This window comes from Pseudomonas sp. GL_135 (genome assembly GCF_057834665.1).
The window spans coordinates 3,742,719-3,756,898 of sequence record NZ_CM174408.1 but is presented as its reverse complement, the minus strand read 5'-3'; the positions used below and the strand labels follow the sequence as shown (position 1 = coordinate 3,756,898).

The 14,180-nt window shown below is 62.4% G+C and carries 19 protein-coding genes; 11 read left to right on the top strand and 8 right to left on the bottom strand.

From position 1 onward, the window contains the following. Nucleotides 1-111: 111 nt before the first annotated feature. The 11 genes from AC3ISG_RS16720 to AC3ISG_RS16670 all read left to right on the top strand — a co-directional run bounded on the left by AC3ISG_RS16720 (nucleotide 112) and on the right by AC3ISG_RS16670 (nucleotide 7,333). Nucleotides 112-441 carry a type III secretion system major pilin HrpA gene (locus AC3ISG_RS16720; RefSeq protein WP_163022184.1) on the top strand — a complete coding sequence of 110 codons (330 nt, stop codon included), beginning with the start codon at nucleotides 112-114 and terminating at the stop codon, nucleotides 439-441. 53 nt (nucleotides 442-494) lie between these two features. Next, nucleotides 495-1,544, top strand: a complete 1,050-nt coding sequence (locus AC3ISG_RS16715; RefSeq protein ID WP_489297498.1) for a type III secretion system effector HrpZ — start codon at nucleotides 495-497, stop codon at nucleotides 1,542-1,544. 41 nt (nucleotides 1,545-1,585) lie between these two features. Beyond that, complete coding sequence (sctI, locus tag AC3ISG_RS16710; protein ID WP_065989211.1) at nucleotides 1,586-1,960, top strand: type III secretion system inner rod subunit SctI; 375 nt, start codon at nucleotides 1,586-1,588, stop codon at nucleotides 1,958-1,960. A 9-nt stretch (nucleotides 1,961-1,969) separates the two neighbouring features. Further along, nucleotides 1,970-2,773: a type III secretion system inner membrane ring lipoprotein SctJ gene (gene sctJ / locus AC3ISG_RS16705; RefSeq protein WP_122536372.1), complete on the top strand. Its 804-nt coding sequence runs from the start codon at nucleotides 1,970-1,972 to the stop codon at nucleotides 2,771-2,773. Beyond that, nucleotides 2,773-3,315 carry a type III secretion protein gene (locus tag AC3ISG_RS16700; protein WP_205484178.1) on the top strand — a complete coding sequence of 181 codons (543 nt, stop codon included), beginning with the start codon at nucleotides 2,773-2,775 and terminating at the stop codon, nucleotides 3,313-3,315. The genes sctJ and AC3ISG_RS16700 overlap by 1 nt, the downstream gene beginning before the upstream one ends. A gap of 37 nt (nucleotides 3,316-3,352) precedes the next feature. Beyond that, nucleotides 3,353-3,934 carry a type III secretion system stator protein SctL gene (gene sctL, locus AC3ISG_RS16695; protein WP_489297497.1) on the top strand — a complete coding sequence of 194 codons (582 nt, stop codon included), beginning with the start codon at nucleotides 3,353-3,355 and terminating at the stop codon, nucleotides 3,932-3,934. 90 nt (nucleotides 3,935-4,024) lie between these two features. Then, nucleotides 4,025-4,249 carry a type III secretion protein gene (locus AC3ISG_RS16690; RefSeq protein WP_065989219.1) on the top strand — a complete coding sequence of 75 codons (225 nt, stop codon included), beginning with the start codon at nucleotides 4,025-4,027 and terminating at the stop codon, nucleotides 4,247-4,249. Continuing rightward, a complete protein-coding gene (locus AC3ISG_RS16685) occupies nucleotides 4,236-4,664 on the top strand; it encodes a type III secretion system chaperone family protein (protein WP_122536375.1) in 429 nt (142 codons plus the stop codon). Before AC3ISG_RS16690 ends, AC3ISG_RS16685 begins: the two co-directional genes overlap by 14 nt. Before the next feature lies 1 nt (nucleotide 4,665). Further along, nucleotides 4,666-6,771 carry a type III secretion system outer membrane ring subunit SctC gene (gene sctC, locus AC3ISG_RS16680; RefSeq protein WP_205484171.1) on the top strand — a complete coding sequence of 702 codons (2,106 nt, stop codon included), beginning with the start codon at nucleotides 4,666-4,668 and terminating at the stop codon, nucleotides 6,769-6,771. After that, a complete protein-coding gene (gene hrpT, locus AC3ISG_RS16675; protein ID WP_065989225.1) occupies nucleotides 6,768-6,971 on the top strand; it encodes an HrpT family type III secretion system protein in 204 nt (67 codons plus the stop codon). The genes sctC and hrpT overlap by 4 nt, the downstream gene beginning before the upstream one ends. 2 nt (nucleotides 6,972-6,973) lie before the next feature. Continuing rightward, the gene (locus tag AC3ISG_RS16670) at nucleotides 6,974-7,333 is read left to right on the top strand and encodes a type III secretion protein HrpV (protein WP_489297496.1); all 360 of its coding nucleotides are present in this window, start codon (nucleotides 6,974-6,976) and stop codon (nucleotides 7,331-7,333) included. 1,718 nt (nucleotides 7,334-9,051) lie between these two features. On the opposite strand, the gene sctU is transcribed toward AC3ISG_RS16670, so the two are convergent. Genes sctU through AC3ISG_RS16630 form a run of 8 tightly spaced genes read right to left on the bottom strand, consistent with a single transcriptional unit; the run spans nucleotide 9,052 to nucleotide 14,177 of the window. Beyond that, entirely contained in the window at nucleotides 9,052-10,128 is a 1,077-nt protein-coding gene (gene sctU / locus AC3ISG_RS16665) for a type III secretion system export apparatus subunit SctU (protein WP_122534915.1), read from the bottom strand. Continuing rightward, on the bottom strand, nucleotides 10,125-10,919 hold the full coding sequence (gene sctT, locus AC3ISG_RS16660; RefSeq protein WP_122622923.1) for a type III secretion system export apparatus subunit SctT: 795 nt from the start codon (nucleotides 10,917-10,919) through the stop codon (nucleotides 10,125-10,127). Before sctT ends, sctU begins: the two co-directional genes overlap by 4 nt. Next, on the bottom strand, nucleotides 10,920-11,186 hold the full coding sequence (sctS, locus tag AC3ISG_RS16655) for a type III secretion system export apparatus subunit SctS (RefSeq protein ID WP_093458684.1): 267 nt from the start codon (nucleotides 11,184-11,186) through the stop codon (nucleotides 10,920-10,922). Between the two features lie 7 nt (nucleotides 11,187-11,193). Next, the gene (gene sctR / locus AC3ISG_RS16650; RefSeq protein ID WP_489297495.1) at nucleotides 11,194-11,847 is read right to left on the bottom strand and encodes a type III secretion system export apparatus subunit SctR; all 654 of its coding nucleotides are present in this window, start codon (nucleotides 11,845-11,847) and stop codon (nucleotides 11,194-11,196) included. Next, nucleotides 11,844-12,287 carry a FliM/FliN family flagellar motor switch protein gene (locus AC3ISG_RS16645; protein ID WP_489297494.1) on the bottom strand — a complete coding sequence of 148 codons (444 nt, stop codon included), beginning with the start codon at nucleotides 12,285-12,287 and terminating at the stop codon, nucleotides 11,844-11,846. The genes sctR and AC3ISG_RS16645 overlap by 4 nt, the downstream gene beginning before the upstream one ends. Next, entirely contained in the window at nucleotides 12,277-13,155 is an 879-nt protein-coding gene (locus AC3ISG_RS16640) for a type III secretion system protein (RefSeq protein WP_489297493.1), read from the bottom strand. Before AC3ISG_RS16640 ends, AC3ISG_RS16645 begins: the two co-directional genes overlap by 11 nt. Before the next feature lie 15 nt (nucleotides 13,156-13,170). Continuing rightward, nucleotides 13,171-13,725: a type III secretion system HrpP C-terminal domain-containing protein gene (locus AC3ISG_RS16635; protein WP_489297492.1), complete on the bottom strand. Its 555-nt coding sequence runs from the start codon at nucleotides 13,723-13,725 to the stop codon at nucleotides 13,171-13,173. Next, the gene (locus AC3ISG_RS16630) at nucleotides 13,722-14,177 is read right to left on the bottom strand and encodes a type III secretion protein (RefSeq protein WP_489297491.1); all 456 of its coding nucleotides are present in this window, start codon (nucleotides 14,175-14,177) and stop codon (nucleotides 13,722-13,724) included. Before AC3ISG_RS16630 ends, AC3ISG_RS16635 begins: the two co-directional genes overlap by 4 nt. Nucleotides 14,178-14,180 lie beyond the last annotated feature (3 nt).

Sequence of the window (14,180 nt, the reverse complement as noted above, 5' to 3'; positions counted from 1 at the left end):
CTTGCGTGAACATTCCGAATTTTATTGAGCCCCATGCGGAACCGATCCCGAGGTCCGGGCCACCCATTGGCACCAAGCACTTTCGCTGGTGATGACTCAGGAGTGTTCGACATGAATCCAATCTCAATGGTCGGTGGCTTCGCTAACAGCGCGATCAACGCGGGCGGGCAAATGACTCAGCAGGCAGCCAGCGCTGTGACCAACGTCAAGCAGGAAAACCAGATCACCGAGTCCGCCGCCCCTTCCAAGGCCGAAGCTGCACAAAACGCCGCTACCGAGAAGGCCGATGCAAGCCAGGCGCGCCTGATTGCCATGCAGACCGAAGCCGACATTCGCAAGCAGACCAACGACGTCCTCAGCGCCATCCGTTCCGGCAAGGAAGACAGCGCCAACAAAGCGATCAGTGCCGAGGCGCAGAACGCCAAGGGCATCAGCTACTGATCGGTCCGAGCGCCCCCTGAAAAAGGGGGCATCCACTTGAGGATGGAGGTCTCATGCTAAGTCTCAATGCCAATACCAATCCGCTGCAAAATCTGCACATCGGTACCGTGGTTTCCCAGCCCGCGCTGGGCGGCGACAAGACCCCGCAGTCGCTGAAGGACGTCATCGATCAGCTCGCTCAGGCGCTGACCAAAGGCGGGCACCTGGACAAGGAGTCGCCGCTGGGCCAGATGGTCGGCAAGCAGATGGAGAAGAACAACCCGCTGGCGTCGCTGATCGGCGGCAATCCGGAGATGATCAAGGCTGCCCTGGGTGACCTGATCAAAGACAAGCTGGGCGAAAACTTTGGTGCTGCGGCCGATGCAGGCCAGGCAGGTGCCGGCGCGCCCGACCTGATGTCGCAAACCCTCAACGGTCTGGCCAAGGCGTCACTGGATGACCTGCTGACCAAGCAGGGCGAGGGCACCACCTTCTCCAAGGGCGACATGCCGCTGCTGGAAAAAATCGCCGAATTCATGGACCAGCGTACGGCCCAGGATCCGCAGAAATTTCCCGCGCCGGACTCGGGCTCCTGGAAAAACGAGCTTAAGGAAGATTCCTTCCTCGACGGCAAGGAAACCGCTGCATTCCGCTCGGCACTGGACTCGCTGGGCACTCAGCTCGGTCAGCAACAGAACGGCGTGGGCGATGCAGGCGGTGGCGCGGGGCTTAACGATCCAGTAAGCAGCCTGTCCCCGACCGATTCATCGGGCGGCGCTGCGCAGACCCCGAACAGCGCGACTCAGGACCTCGGCCAACTGCTGGGTGACCTGCTGCAGAAGGGCGTCAACGCCAGCGTTGGCGGCGGCCTCGGTACGCCGATGAACGATGCGTCACAGTCCGGCGGTGCCACCAATAGCGTGACCCAGGACCTGGGGCAACTGCTCAGCGGCCTGATCAAGAAAGGGCTGGAAGCTGAACAGAACGGTGCCGGCGTCAACGGCGCAGGCGGGCAACCCAGTCCGTTCGCTCAGCACGATCAGCAAAACATGCTGGTCCAGGCCGCTTCCGCCCTCGTGTCGGCGCTGGTGGGCGGTGGTAACACCAGCAACAGCCTGTCCTGAACCCAGCCGCGACCCTCGACACCGTCTGCCGGAGAACACCCGTGACCCTTTCCAATGTCAACCAACTCAAATCGCCGTCCACCGATCTTGAGCCGCGCCTGGATCAGGGACTGGTCAGCGGGCCTTCGCAGGCGGACGTCGATCTGTTCAATGCCGCCATGCGTCCCGAGCTGTCGATGCAGCAGAGTCATTTGTCGGAACAGATCGCCAGCGCGCTGTCGGAACGCCTTGGCGCCACCGACAAGCTTTCGCAGCAAGCCGCACGCAAGATGAAACGTGCGTCCACCACCGACGACCCGCTGGAAATTTCCCAGATGAGCCGGTCGCTGTCGCAGTATTCGCTGCAGATGGCGCTGACCACCAAAGTCGTCAGCAAGAGCGCTCAGGCCCTCGATAAACTGACCAATCTGCAGTAGAGGCATGCCGTGAACTACCTGACTGCGGGACTGATCTGCCTGATGCTACTGCTTAGCGGGTGCAGCGATGACACGGACCTGTTTACCGGGCTGTCCGAGCAGGATTCCAACGACGTGATCGCCAGCCTCGCCGACCAGCACATCGACGCGCGCAAGCGCAGCGAGAAGACCGGCGTGGTCATCAGCGTGCCGACCGCCGAGATCAATCGCGCCGTGCGGATCCTCGATGCCGCCGGTCTACCGCGGCGCTCGCGCACCAGCCTGGGCGAAATCTTCAAGAAGGAAGGGGTGATTTCCACGCCGCTGGAAGAGCGCGCGCGGTACATCTATGCCTTGTCCCAGGAGCTGGAAGCGACCCTGTCGCAGATCGACGGCGTGATCGTCGCCCGCGTTCACGTCGTGCTGCCCGAACGCATCGCGCCGGGCGAGCCGGTGCAGCCTGCGTCGGCGGCGGTGTTCATCAAACACACCTCGGCCCTGGATCCGGACAGCGTGCGCGGGCGTATCCAGCAGATGGTCGCCAGCAGCATCCCGGGGATGTCCGGCGAGCCCCTGGATTCGAAAAAATTCGCCATCGTGTTCGTGCCGGCGGCAGAGTTTCAGGACACCGAACGGCTGGTGAATTTCGGGCCGTTTCTGATCGACAGCGCCAACCTCGACTTCTGGAATCGAATGCTGTGGCTCGCGCCGTTTGCCGCGCTGCTGCTCATTGCCTTGATCGTGCTGATCCTGCGCGGCGACTGGCGCAATGCGCTGTTGCAACGCGTCGGCCTGCGCCGCAGTGCCCGGACGAGCATGCCGGTGCGGGCGTAATGTCAGGCGCCGAGGAGCACTGGATTCGCTGGTGGTGTGCGCCCTGGGAATGGGCCCACGCCGACTGGCTCAATGTGTTTGCCGATCATTGCGGCGTGACCCGTGAAGATTGCGCCGAGCTGCTCGGCACCCGACACAACGTCTTTCTGCACAGCGTCGGTGTGGTCCCGAGCCAACCGCCACCGCCCGTTGAATCGCTGATGCAATGGCTGCAACTGGATGAAGCGCAGCAGCAACGGGCGCTGTCTCTGGCGGGCCGAATCTGTTTCGGCCAGGGCGGGGAGGCGAGCGTTGACGACGCCGGGCAGGTGCATGAGCCCTGGTGTCGGGCGGTGGCCAAGGCGTTGCGGCCCGGGTTGTGGCTGGACGCTTCGGTGAGCGATGCGCGCCTGTTGCTTGCGGCGTGGGCGGGTGAGCCGTGCTGGTCGCGGCTGCGCCTGTCCTGGGCGCCGGATGCCCTGCCGCCGCCCGGCGCAGCGCTGCCCGAGAACAAGCTGCAAACCCTGTGGCACTCGGTGTTATGGCGGGTGACGACGCCTTGATGATTGCCGTTACCTCATTGTTTTTCAGGAGCTGAACATGCTCGCCAAGCGTCGTCTCGTGTTGTCTTCTTCCGCCGTGTTGGTCACCGACATCCTGCGTCGCGAAGACTTGGCCGGTACCGTGCTCGCCGCTGAAGTGCTGGACAATGCCCGCGCAGAAGCCGAGCAGATGCTGGCGGCCGCCCACGCCCAGGCCCAGCACGAAAAGGATCAGGCGATGGCGCAATTCTGGGACAGCGCCAACGGTTTTCTGCAGCAACTGGAGCAGCAGCGACTGGCCCTGGCCGAGGAGTCGATGGAGGCGGTGGAAGCCTTGCTCAACGAAGCCCTCGCCGAGTTGCTCGATCAGACCACACTCGCTGAACGCAGTCGCGCGCTGATGAGGAATCTCGCCGCCGGCCAGACCGTCGAAACCAGGGCCGTGCTCAGCGCTCATCCCGACATGCTCGGCAGCCTCGGTGAGTGGCTGTCGGCCAGTCGCTTCGCCGATCACTGGCAGCTAAAAGGTGACCCGGTGCTGGCGCCGCAGACCTTGCGCCTGAGCGACGCCAACGGTGCGTTCGACATCGACTGGGACAGCCTGCGCCGTGGTCTTGTGGGATCGTCGACGCCTTCATGAGTTTTTCTTGACCCGGTTGTGACGGTTCATGGAACCGGAGCGGCCGCAGGTTCCACTCAGGGGTTGAATCCCTCAGTTGGAGCCACCGGCATGATCAGTTTCAAATCCCTGCAAAACCACCTCGATCACTCCTATTCCCGCGCCCAGGACGACATGCAGGACGCCGCCGAAACCGCCTCGGAAAGCGGCACCATGGAAGATTTCCAGGCGTTCAGCGATGCCTCGCAGCAGACCAACGTCGCCAACATGATTCTCAATGAAGGGCTGCGCGCCAAACACGGCATCACCAAAGCGATCATCGATGGAATTCAGTGAATTCAGCGCGATCCTCGCTCAGTGGTGCGAGCGACGTCCGCTCGCGCCGCTGGACTGCTGGATCGACGACGCCAACGCGCGACTGGCGGTGTCGGGCAACGGCATTCGCCTGAGCCTTGATGTGCTCGATCCCTACGACGGCAGCGACCCGCAACGACTCGACGCCGTGCTGAGCCAAGGCGGTGCCGGCGTGGCCTGTGCTTGTGAAGGCGGCCTGGCCATCGACCCCGACACCCGCTGCGTGGTGTTGGTGAGCTGGATTCCCGACCCCTGCAATCCCACGCAACTGCTCGAACGTCTGGAGCGCCTGGCCAATCAGCGCGCCGCGATGCTCAGCCTCATGCAAACCTCGATTCGCAGCGCGACCGCCTCGCCGTCCCGCTCGACCCTCAAAACCTGGCAACCGGGAGTGTGAAATGCGCAAGGCCTTAATGTGGTTGCCTTTGCTGATGATCGGCATCGCTGCGCCGGCGCTGGCCGCGGTGCCTGACGCCTGGAAACACACCGCCTACGCCTACGACGCGCGGCAGACCGAGCTGGCGACTGCGCTGGCAGACTTCGCCAAGGAGTTCGGCATCGGCCTGGACATGCCAGCGATGCCGGGCACCCTGGATGGGCGCATTCGTGCGCAGAACCCCCAGGAATTCCTCGACCGGCTGGGTCAGGAGCATCACTTCCAGTGGTTCGTCTACAACGAAACCCTGTACATCAGCCCCACCAGCGAGCAGACCTCGGCGCGCATCGAAGTGTCGCCGGAAGCGGTCGATGACCTGCAGCAGGCGCTGTCCGATGTCGGCCTGCTGGACAAACGCTTCGGCTGGGGCGCATTGCCCGACGAAGGCGTGGTGCTGGTGCGCGGCCCGGCCAAGTACGTCGACTTCGTGCGCAGTTACAGCAAGAAGGTCGAGGCCCCGGAAAAAGCCGAGAAGCAGGACATCGTGGTCCTGCCGCTGAAGTACGCCAACGCCGCCGACCGCACCATTCGTTATCGCGATCAACAGCTCACCGTCGCCGGCGTGGCCAGCATTCTTCAGGAATTGCTGGAAAGCCGTTCCCGAGGCGAATCCATCAATGGCGTCAACCTGCTGCAAGGGCAGGGCGGCGCAGGGGGATCTGCGGGCGGCGTCAACACGTCTTCGGGCCTGAATTACGGCGGCATGCAAAGCCAGGGCTTTGACACCGGCGCCATCGAACAGGGGCTGGATCGGGTGCTGGGTTCCAAGGGCAAGCGCGGCGGGTCGTCCGGCGAATCGGCGAGCCGCTCGAAGATCCGCGTCAGCGCCGACGTGCGCAACAACTCGGTGCTGATCTATGACCTGCCCAAGCGCCGGGCGATGTACGAGAAGCTGGTCAAGGAACTGGACACGCCGCGTAACCTGATCGAGATCGATGCGGTGATTCTCGACATCGATCGCAACGAGCTGGCTCAGCTGTCCAGCCGCTGGAATTTCAAAGGCGGCAGCGTAAGCGGCGGCGCCAACTTGTTCGATCAAGGCACCAGCACCACGCTGTTCATTCAGGACGCCGGCAAGTTCTCGGCAGACCTGCATGCCCTCGAAGGCAACGGTGCGGCCTCGGTGATCGGCAATCCGTCGATTCTGACCCTGGAAAACCAGCCGGCGGTGATCGACTTCAGCCGCACCGAATACCTCACCGCCACCTCCGAACGCGTCGCCGACATTGTGCCCATCACGGCGGGCACCAGCTTGCAGGTGATTCCGCGCTCCCTGGACCAGAACGGCAAATCCCAAGTGCAGCTGATCGTCGACATCGAAGACGGCCAGATCGACACCTCGCAAATTAACGAAGATCAGCCGGCGGTGCGCAAGGGCAACGTCAGCACCCAGGCGGTGATCGCCGAGCATGGCTCGCTGGTCATCGGCGGATTCCACGGGCTGGAAACCACCGACAAGGTCAACAAAATCCCGCTGCTGGGCGACATCCCGGTGATCGGCAAGCTGCTGTTCCAGTCCCGCACTCGTGAGCTGAACCAGCGAGAGCGCCTGTTCATCCTGACGCCGCGGCTGATCGGCGATCAGATCAATCCGGCGCGCTACGTGCAGAACGGCAACCCCCACGACGTCGATGACCAGATGAAGCGCATCAAGGAACGCCGCGACGGTGGTGAACAACCCACCCGCAGTGACGTGCAGAACGCCTTTACCCAGTTGCTCGACGGCGTGACCCCGGTGGGCTTCAACAGTGGCGAGACCTTGCCGTTCGAAGCGGACAGCCTGTGTGATCCGGGGGTTGGTCTGAGCATGGATCGCCAGCGTTCCCAGTGGTTTACCCGCAAGGACTGGGGCATCGCGGTGGTCGTGGCACGCAACACCACCAGCAAACCGGTGCGCATCGACGAAAGCCGCTGCGGGGGTCGCTGGGTGATGGGTGTCAGCGCCTGGCCCCATGCGTGGCTGCAGCCGGGGGCGGAGAGCGAAATCTACATCGCCTTGCGCCAGCCGCAGGTGTCGAGCAAGGCCAAACAGAACCGACCTTCGCTGCTCAAGGGGGCTACACGATGAACCTGCGCGGTTTGCTTTTGCTGTTTCTGGTCACCGTCACGTTGGCGGGGTGTGCCACCCATGGCTGCTCGGGTTATTCGTGCAAGCGGCCGGATTCCAATGACCGGGAGCTGGTGATCTGGTGGCCGCCGGACATGCGTCAGGGGATTGATGAGCGTGACCATGAGCAGGATTTTACTGTGGTGCCATTGAAGGACTGAGCATGATTCGGGTATCGGAAAAAGCAGCGTTTTACGCCCACGTCGCCGCTGAGCGTGCGGCGATCTGGCCGGTGGCGACGGGCGTGGCGTTTGTCAGTCGACGTGAGCATCGGGACTGGGGCATCGCGCTGCATATCGAGGGCCGGGCCTTGCGTCCGGAGCAGTTGCGCGATGCGTTGGAGCGGCGGTTTTCGCAGGCGGAGTTGTTCAATGACTTCTTTTTGTTTTTGGATGTGCAGCGGGATTTTGTGGTGTGGCATGCGGTGCCGGGGGCGCAGGAATCGCCGGTGAGTCTGGACAGTATTCGCCGGCAGGAGCTGGAGCTGGCGGGGTTGGGGCATCTCAGTGATGCTTTGCAGTAACTCAAGATCAAGATCCTTGAGATCAAGGGCGTCTGCCTGGGGGCAGACTGTTTCGCCTTCGGCGACTTACTTTTGAAAAGCACCAAAAGTAAGCAAAAGTGCCTGCTCTTGGTTTGGCCCGACTTCGTCGGGTTCCCTCACTCCGACGACGCTCCGTGGGCCCGCGCCGAACGGACATCCATGTCCTGACGGCGCTCTCGCGGCATCCATGCCGCTCGGCCCACTCCGCGTCGTCTGCGTTCGGCCTGCACCCAAGTCGCGATTGGCGGTGTCTGAGCCTTTTGCGCAGGAAGATCAAAAGCAGATCAAGAGCAGATCAAGAGCAGATCAGGGCTTCCCGGCTGAAGCCGGTCCCACAGAATGCACGCGCTGCTTTTAGTGGGACCGGCTTTAGCCGGGAAGAGGCCCGTCCAAACGCTGACATTCGATCGTACCCACGCTCCGCGTGGGAATGCATCCTCTGACGCTCCGCGTCACCCCCAGGGCTGAATCCGCGTTGGAAATCCGGGATCGGACACCATCCCTGTGGGAGTCGAGCTTGCTCGCGAATGCCGTATTGCAAACACCAACTATTCGGCGGATGTACCAATGCCTTCGCGAGCAAGCTCGCTCCCACAGGGAGGTAGTCGTGTCTGCAAAACTGCCAGCGCCCATACCGGCCTCTTCCCGGCTAAAGCCGGTCCCACTAAAAAGCAACGCGGACATCCTGTGGGACCGGCGGTGTCTCTCGTAGGACCGGCTTCAGCCGGGAAGCTGTTGCTTTGCTTTGCTTTGCTTTGCTTTGCTTTTGATCTTGATCTTGATCTTCAAACACATAACTCCCAGACGACACCAATCGCGACTTGGGTGCAGGCTGAACGCAGGTCTCGCGCAGTGGGCCGAGCGGCATGGATGCCGCGAGAGCTGCCCCCCGCCATGGATGGCGGATGGCGGCGGGCCCACGGAGCGGGACCGGAGTGAAGGAACCCTGACGAAGGAAGGGCCAAACCAGGAGCAAGCACCCTTGGTTACTTGGGGTGCTTTTCCAAGTAACTCGCCGAAGGCGAAACAGTCTGCCCCCAGGCAGACGCCCTTGATCTTGCCTTAGATCGTGATCGTGATCGTGATTCTGGATCTGCTGATCCAAGCCTGAATGCTGGCTGAAAATCTGCGGTCGGACGCCATCCCTGTGGGAGTCGAGCTTGCTCGCGAATGCTGTATTGCAAACACCAACTATTCGGCGGATGTACCAATGCCTTCGCGAGCAAGCTCGACTCCCACAGGGAGGTAGTCGTGTCTGCAAAACTGCCAGCGCTCATACTGGCCTCTTCCCGGCTAAAGCCGGTCCCACTAAAAAGCAACGCGGACACCCTGTGGGACCGGCGGTGTCTCTCGTAGGACCGGCTTCAGCCGGGAAGCTGTTGCTTTGCTTTGCTTTTGATCTTGATCTTGATCTTCAAACACATAACTCCCAGACGACACAAATCGCGACTTGAGTGCAGGCTGAACGCAGGTCTCGCTCCGTGGGCCGAGCGGCATGGATGCCGCGAGAGCCGCCCCCCGCCATGGATGGCGGATGGCGGCGTGCCCACGGAGCGGGACCGGAGTGAAGGAACCCTGACGAAGGAAGGGCCAAACCAGGAGCAGGCACTTTTGCTTACTTTTGGTGCTTTTCAAAAGTAAGTCGCCGAAGGCGAAACAGTCTGCCCCCAGGCAGACGCCCTTGATCGTGATCCTGATTAAACATCTTCAATTCGAATGACTTCGTCCGTCACTTCTTCAAGCTGCCGCACGATCTGATAAATATTCGCCACCGCCAGCAGCGTCGTCCGCGGGATGTACTTGCCGGCCTTGACCTTATACAGCGTCCGCGCCAGCCAGATACTCTGCACCACCGGAATCCCGGCCTTCTTCGCCCGCGCGATCAACGCCAGCGCCTCATCATCCTCACCCTTGCAGTGAATCTGCGGCAGCGGCGTCGTGCCGGGTCGGTAATACAGCGCCACCGCATAATGCGTCGGATTCACCACCAGCATGTCCGCATCTTCCACCGGCTTCGGTGGCGCGGTCGGCGCCTGGTTCAACAACTCATGGGCCAGTTGCCGCCGATGGCCCTTCACATGGGGGTCGCCTTCCGACTGCTTGTACTCCTTCTTGATGTCCTCATGGCTCATCCGCAGCTTCTTCGCGTGGAAGTATTTCTGCAGCGCAAAATCCACCGCGCCGATCACCAGCAGCAACCCCAGCGTCGCCCGCAAGATGTGCCGGAACACCTGCAACAGGGCATGCCAGTACGTCGTCAGGTCTGTGCTCGACAGCAAAATCAACGTACCCAGCGACGGCTTCACCACGACATACAGCGTCGCGGCGATGGCCGTGGCTTTCAAAATGCTGAGCAACAAGGTCGTCAGGCTCTGCGCCGAGAACATCTGCTTGGCGTGGGCGAACGGGTTGAGCTTGTTGAAGTCCAGCTTCAACGCCTTGGGCGCAAACAGAAACCCGATCTGTATCCAGCTGCCCACCAGCCGCATCAACATTGCGATGCCGACGCTGCTCAGGATGAAGCCGACCAACACGCTCGCGCCTTCGCTGGCGACCTGTTCCAGCGTATGCATGAAGGGCTGGCCGACGCCCTGGAACGACAGCGTCATCAAGTGCAGCAACCGCGCGACGCTTTCGTCGGCCAGGCCGAAGGTCACTTCGCTGACCACCAACAGCACCAGCAGTTTGCTCAGGTCCTGGCTCTGTCCGACCTGGCCTTTTTCGCGGGCGTCGCGCAGCTGTTTGGGCGTGGCTTTTTCGGTTTTTTCGCTCACGGCACATGCACCAGTTGGCCGAGCAGGTGCTTCAGATCGGCAAGTTGCATGATCTGGCCATTGCCCAGTTCCAGCAGCGTCGGCAGGTAGATGAGCAGGAAGGCGATGCCCGCCATGCTCTTGGCCGGCATGGCCAGTATCGAGACGTTCAGTTGCTGCGCGTACAGGCCGATGATCGCCAGCGCGGCCTCGATCAACAGCAGCAAGCCAATGAACGGCGCGGCGTAGAGCATCATGTGCTGAAGGGTCTGGTTGAGTTGTTCAAGAAACAGGTCCAGGCCGTCGAAGGTCATGCCGGGCAGCCAGGCGGTGGGCGGCCAGACCTGATAGCTGTCCCAGATCACCTGAGTGATCAGCGACAACCCGCCGGACAGGATCACCAGCATGATCAACGTCTCCTGAAACAGCTCGCCCAACGGCGTCGCGTCAGGCCCCAGCGCCGGGTTCAACTGGCCGCCGCTCAAGGCGCCGCGCTGACTGTCGAGCAGCGCGCCCACCGAGGCAAACATCCAGAACGGTGCGTACAGCAACAGGCCGAGGAGGGTGCCGAGTACGGCTTCTTTGAGCAGCAGCGCGCCGATGGAAAACCAGTCGTCGTTCATGCCCGACAGCGCACGGCTGATGCTCGGCGCGGGCACCATCGAGACCACCAGCACCACGGCGTAGCGCAGCGGGCCCTTGAGGTATTTGAAGCAGAACGCCGGCACCAGAATCATGCACGGCAGGAGGCGCGCCGCCGCCAGGCCCATGCCCAGCATCAGTTCGAACAGGCCCTGGGCGTCGAAGGGCATCTAGTGCGCGCCGCCGGACCGGGCGATCAGGTCGAAGGCCATGTTGATAAACTGGATCAGCTCGACACCGATCCAGCGCCCGGTCATGGCCAGGGTCAGGCCGACGGCGGCGAGCTTGATGCCGAAGGGCAGGGTCTGGTCCTGGATCTGCATCAGCGCCTGCAGCAGCGAGGTGATGACGCCGACCAGCACGGCGACCCCCAACGGCGGCGCCGTGAGAATCACCACCAGAAACATGCCCTGTTTGAACAACGCCAGCGCTTCCATCACCGCCTCACATGTACGAGTAGAAAAGGCTGTCCAGCAGGCGCGTCCAGCCTTGCACCAGCACGAACAGCAGCAGTTTGAGCGGCAGCGAAATGGTCATCGGCGAGACCATCTGCATGCCCAGCGCCAGCAGCAGGTTGGAGACGATCAGGTCGATGACGATGAACGGGATGTAGATCAGAAAGCCGATCTGAAAACCGGCCTGCAACTCGGACAACACGAAGGCGGGCACGGCCAGCAGCAGGTCGCTTTTGCTGGCCTGATCGGCCATGTCCTTGGGCCACATGCGCTGGGTGTTGTCGAGCAGGTGGGCCACGACTTCCGGGTCGGTGTTGCGGCTCATGAAGCGCTGCAACGGCTCGATGACGGTGCTGGCGCTGGCCTGCAATTTATCGGTGCTGCCCATCTCCAGCGGGTGATCATGAACCCGCTGTTGGATCTCGTGGGCGACGGGGGCCATGACGAACATGGTCGCAGCCAGGGCAATGCCGTACAGCGCCATGTTCGGCGGCACTTGCTGCACGCCGATGGCGTTGCGGGTAATCAGCAGGGTCATGGAGATTTTGAGAAAGGCCGTGCAGACGATCAACAGAAATGGAATCAACGACAGGGCGCCGAGAAACAGCGCCAGCATCACCGGGTTCATCCCGTCCATGATCATGCTTGGGACGCCATGCGCGTAATTTGCAGACCGAGGCGGCCCTCGACGCTGACCAGTTCGCCTTCGGCGACGACACGTTCGCCGTGGCACAAGGTGGCAAAGCCGGGCGTAACGCCGTTGACGGGTAATACGGTGCCGGCAGCGATGCGGCGCAGGTCGCCGAGGGTCAGTTCGAGGCTGCCGCAGCGCAGGGTCAGGGCCAGCGGCAGTTGATCGAGGGAATCGAGGGAGGGGTGGGTTTCCGCTGAATGAGGCTCGTAAGGTTCGTCCGCGTAGGCATCAGAGTCGGTTTCATCCTGCCACTCGTTCTCGGGGGCGTGATGCTCGGCGTCGTCAAACGCTTCCCGGCTAAAGCCGGTCCTACCGTTTAGACCGTCCTCGGTCGACTCATCGTCGGCAAGGTCCTCGATCTCGTCTTCGTACAATTCTTCATTGACCATGTCCCAAGTCTTCCTCGTGGCTGAACCGTACATACAGCTGCTCGGCGCGGCTGTCCGTCTGCACTGCCCATTGCCGACCCGCCAGTTCCACGCGCCCGCCGCCTTCCTCGTCGAAATGACACAGCGACGGCAGCAGCACGTCCCCCGGTTGCAGCGACGCCAACTGATCGAGGCTCAACGACAGCTCGCCCAACACCAGCGGCTGTTGGATGGGCCAGTCTTGCGCGACGTTCTGCCGGTGCGGCCGCCAGTGATGGCTGCCGAGCAGTTGCAACATCACCCGCGCATCGGCGCAGAGCTGTGCGTGCAACACCTGCGAACCCAACCGCATTTGCAATCGGCAGGTCATCGGTGCGTCATTCGGGCTTTCGCCATCAACGGACAGCGCAGTGATATCGCTGAGTGGCCGCAAGGGGCAAAGCAGTTCCCCCAGTTCTGTACTCATGCGTTGATTCACCAGCTGCCAGTACCACGGCTGATGGTCGCCGCCGAGGGTGACCGGTAGTTCGCCCAGCAGACTGAGCACCGCTTCGGCGTCGCTTAGGGCGAGGGGGCCGATGGCGCTGTCGAACCAGGTCAGCGATGACTTGTTCCTGGCTGAAGCCGGTGCTGCCGAGGGCGCGCGGTCATCGTCGGGGATCAATCTCAGGCTCAACTCGCCGCGCTGACCCTGGGCGGTGTAGCCGCAGCTCACGCCCGCGCCCAGTAGACGCGAGGCCTCGGCGACGTCGGCGCTGATTTCCCGCAGTGTCAGCGGACTGAATGACGGGTTCCCGGCTGAAGCCAGTCCTACAGGGCTCGGGCGGCTGATGTTCAGGGGGTTCACGTCCAATCCCCCCATGTCCACGTTGCTCACGTCCGAATTCATGTCCGAGCTCATTGCCTATCCCTCCTCGTGCAACGACAGATCAACGTCACAGCCCAGCGCCTGCTCAAGCGCGCTTTCGCAGTTGCGTTGGTGGGGCTGCAAGCGTTTCAGCACGCCGCGTCGGGCGAAGCCCAGTTCGATGCTCCACTGGTTGTCGCGCTTGTTGGCGTTGACCTGCACCTTGCCCAGATTGGGCATCAGCAAGGTCAGGCTCAACGGGCCATCCGGTTGCTGGGGCAGGCGTTGGGCGAGCTCGTCGATCAATTGCGTCGGCACGCCTTCGGTGGGAAACAACGTGCTGAAGCTGCTGCCGGCAAAAGCGGATTCGCTTTGCTGCTCGGTCACCGGCGGCACCAACAGCTGAGAAAAGAACATCCCGTCAGCGCTCAACGACGCAGGCGAAGCGGACTCATCGCACAGCCGACGCAGGCGTTCGGTATCGGCGCGACGCACAGTGGCCAGCGGCTGGCGCGTTTCACTTGAGGACGCGGGAGAGGGCGAGGGCGTCCGGGACGGTTCAGCGCGCGGTTGCGGCTGTGGGCGAGGCGGGTGTTGCACCGGGCTGTTCATGACGATTCACCTTGTTCGTTGAGGGCCTCGGCCAGGCAGGCGAGTTTTTCCACGGCGCGTTGGGACGCTTTCGCCGCATCTTTCGCCTCGGCCAGACGCTGCTGTTGTTCCTCAATACCTATCTCTTGACGGGCCATGTCCTGACGGATATAGGCGAGCCGGTCGAGCATGCGGTTTTCCTTCTCGTGCCAGCGTTCGAGGTCGTCCAGCGACATCGCTTTGTTGACGTGGGCGCTGCTCAACACCTGCCGGCGTTCGCGCTGGTTATGGCGTTCCTGGGTGTAGGAATCGCGAGTCTGTTGCAGGTGTTCGTGCAGGTGCTCCAGGGTTTTTAGCGCCTGCCGTTGCGCCCTTTCGGCGCTGGCCTGGCGATGCTGGCGCAAAGGCGTCAGCACGCTGATGACCTGTTCCATGGCGAGGGTTTGCGGGTCGACTTCAAGCGCTTCTTCCACGCC

Excerpts from the sequence above, each read along its gene's own strand:
- AC3ISG_RS16720 (WP_163022184.1), top strand. The coding sequence starts at position 112 with ATGAATCCAATCTCAATGGTCGGTGGCTTCGCTAACAGCGCGATCAAC.
- AC3ISG_RS16635 (WP_489297492.1), bottom strand. The coding sequence starts at position 13,725 with ATGAACAGCCCGGTGCAACACCCGCCTCGCCCACAGCCGCAACCGCGC.
- AC3ISG_RS16670 (WP_489297496.1), top strand. The coding sequence starts at position 6,974 with ATGATTCGGGTATCGGAAAAAGCAGCGTTTTACGCCCACGTCGCCGCT.
- AC3ISG_RS16640 (WP_489297493.1), bottom strand. The coding sequence starts at position 13,155 with ATGAATTCGGACGTGAGCAACGTGGACATGGGGGGATTGGACGTGAAC.
- hrpT (WP_065989225.1), top strand. The coding sequence starts at position 6,768 with ATGAACCTGCGCGGTTTGCTTTTGCTGTTTCTGGTCACCGTCACGTTG.
- sctC (WP_205484171.1), top strand. The coding sequence starts at position 4,666 with ATGCGCAAGGCCTTAATGTGGTTGCCTTTGCTGATGATCGGCATCGCT.
- sctL (WP_489297497.1), top strand. The coding sequence starts at position 3,353 with ATGCTCGCCAAGCGTCGTCTCGTGTTGTCTTCTTCCGCCGTGTTGGTC.
- sctS (WP_093458684.1), bottom strand. The coding sequence starts at position 11,186 with ATGGAAGCGCTGGCGTTGTTCAAACAGGGCATGTTTCTGGTGGTGATT.
- AC3ISG_RS16700 (WP_205484178.1), top strand. The coding sequence starts at position 2,773 with ATGTCAGGCGCCGAGGAGCACTGGATTCGCTGGTGGTGTGCGCCCTGG.
- sctT (WP_122622923.1), bottom strand. The coding sequence starts at position 10,919 with ATGCCCTTCGACGCCCAGGGCCTGTTCGAACTGATGCTGGGCATGGGC.
- AC3ISG_RS16715 (WP_489297498.1), top strand. The coding sequence starts at position 495 with ATGCTAAGTCTCAATGCCAATACCAATCCGCTGCAAAATCTGCACATC.
- AC3ISG_RS16685 (WP_122536375.1), top strand. The coding sequence starts at position 4,236 with ATGGAATTCAGTGAATTCAGCGCGATCCTCGCTCAGTGGTGCGAGCGA.
- AC3ISG_RS16690 (WP_065989219.1), top strand. The coding sequence starts at position 4,025 with ATGATCAGTTTCAAATCCCTGCAAAACCACCTCGATCACTCCTATTCC.
- AC3ISG_RS16645 (WP_489297494.1), bottom strand. The coding sequence starts at position 12,287 with ATGGTCAATGAAGAATTGTACGAAGACGAGATCGAGGACCTTGCCGAC.
- sctR (WP_489297495.1), bottom strand. The coding sequence starts at position 11,847 with ATGATCATGGACGGGATGAACCCGGTGATGCTGGCGCTGTTTCTCGGC.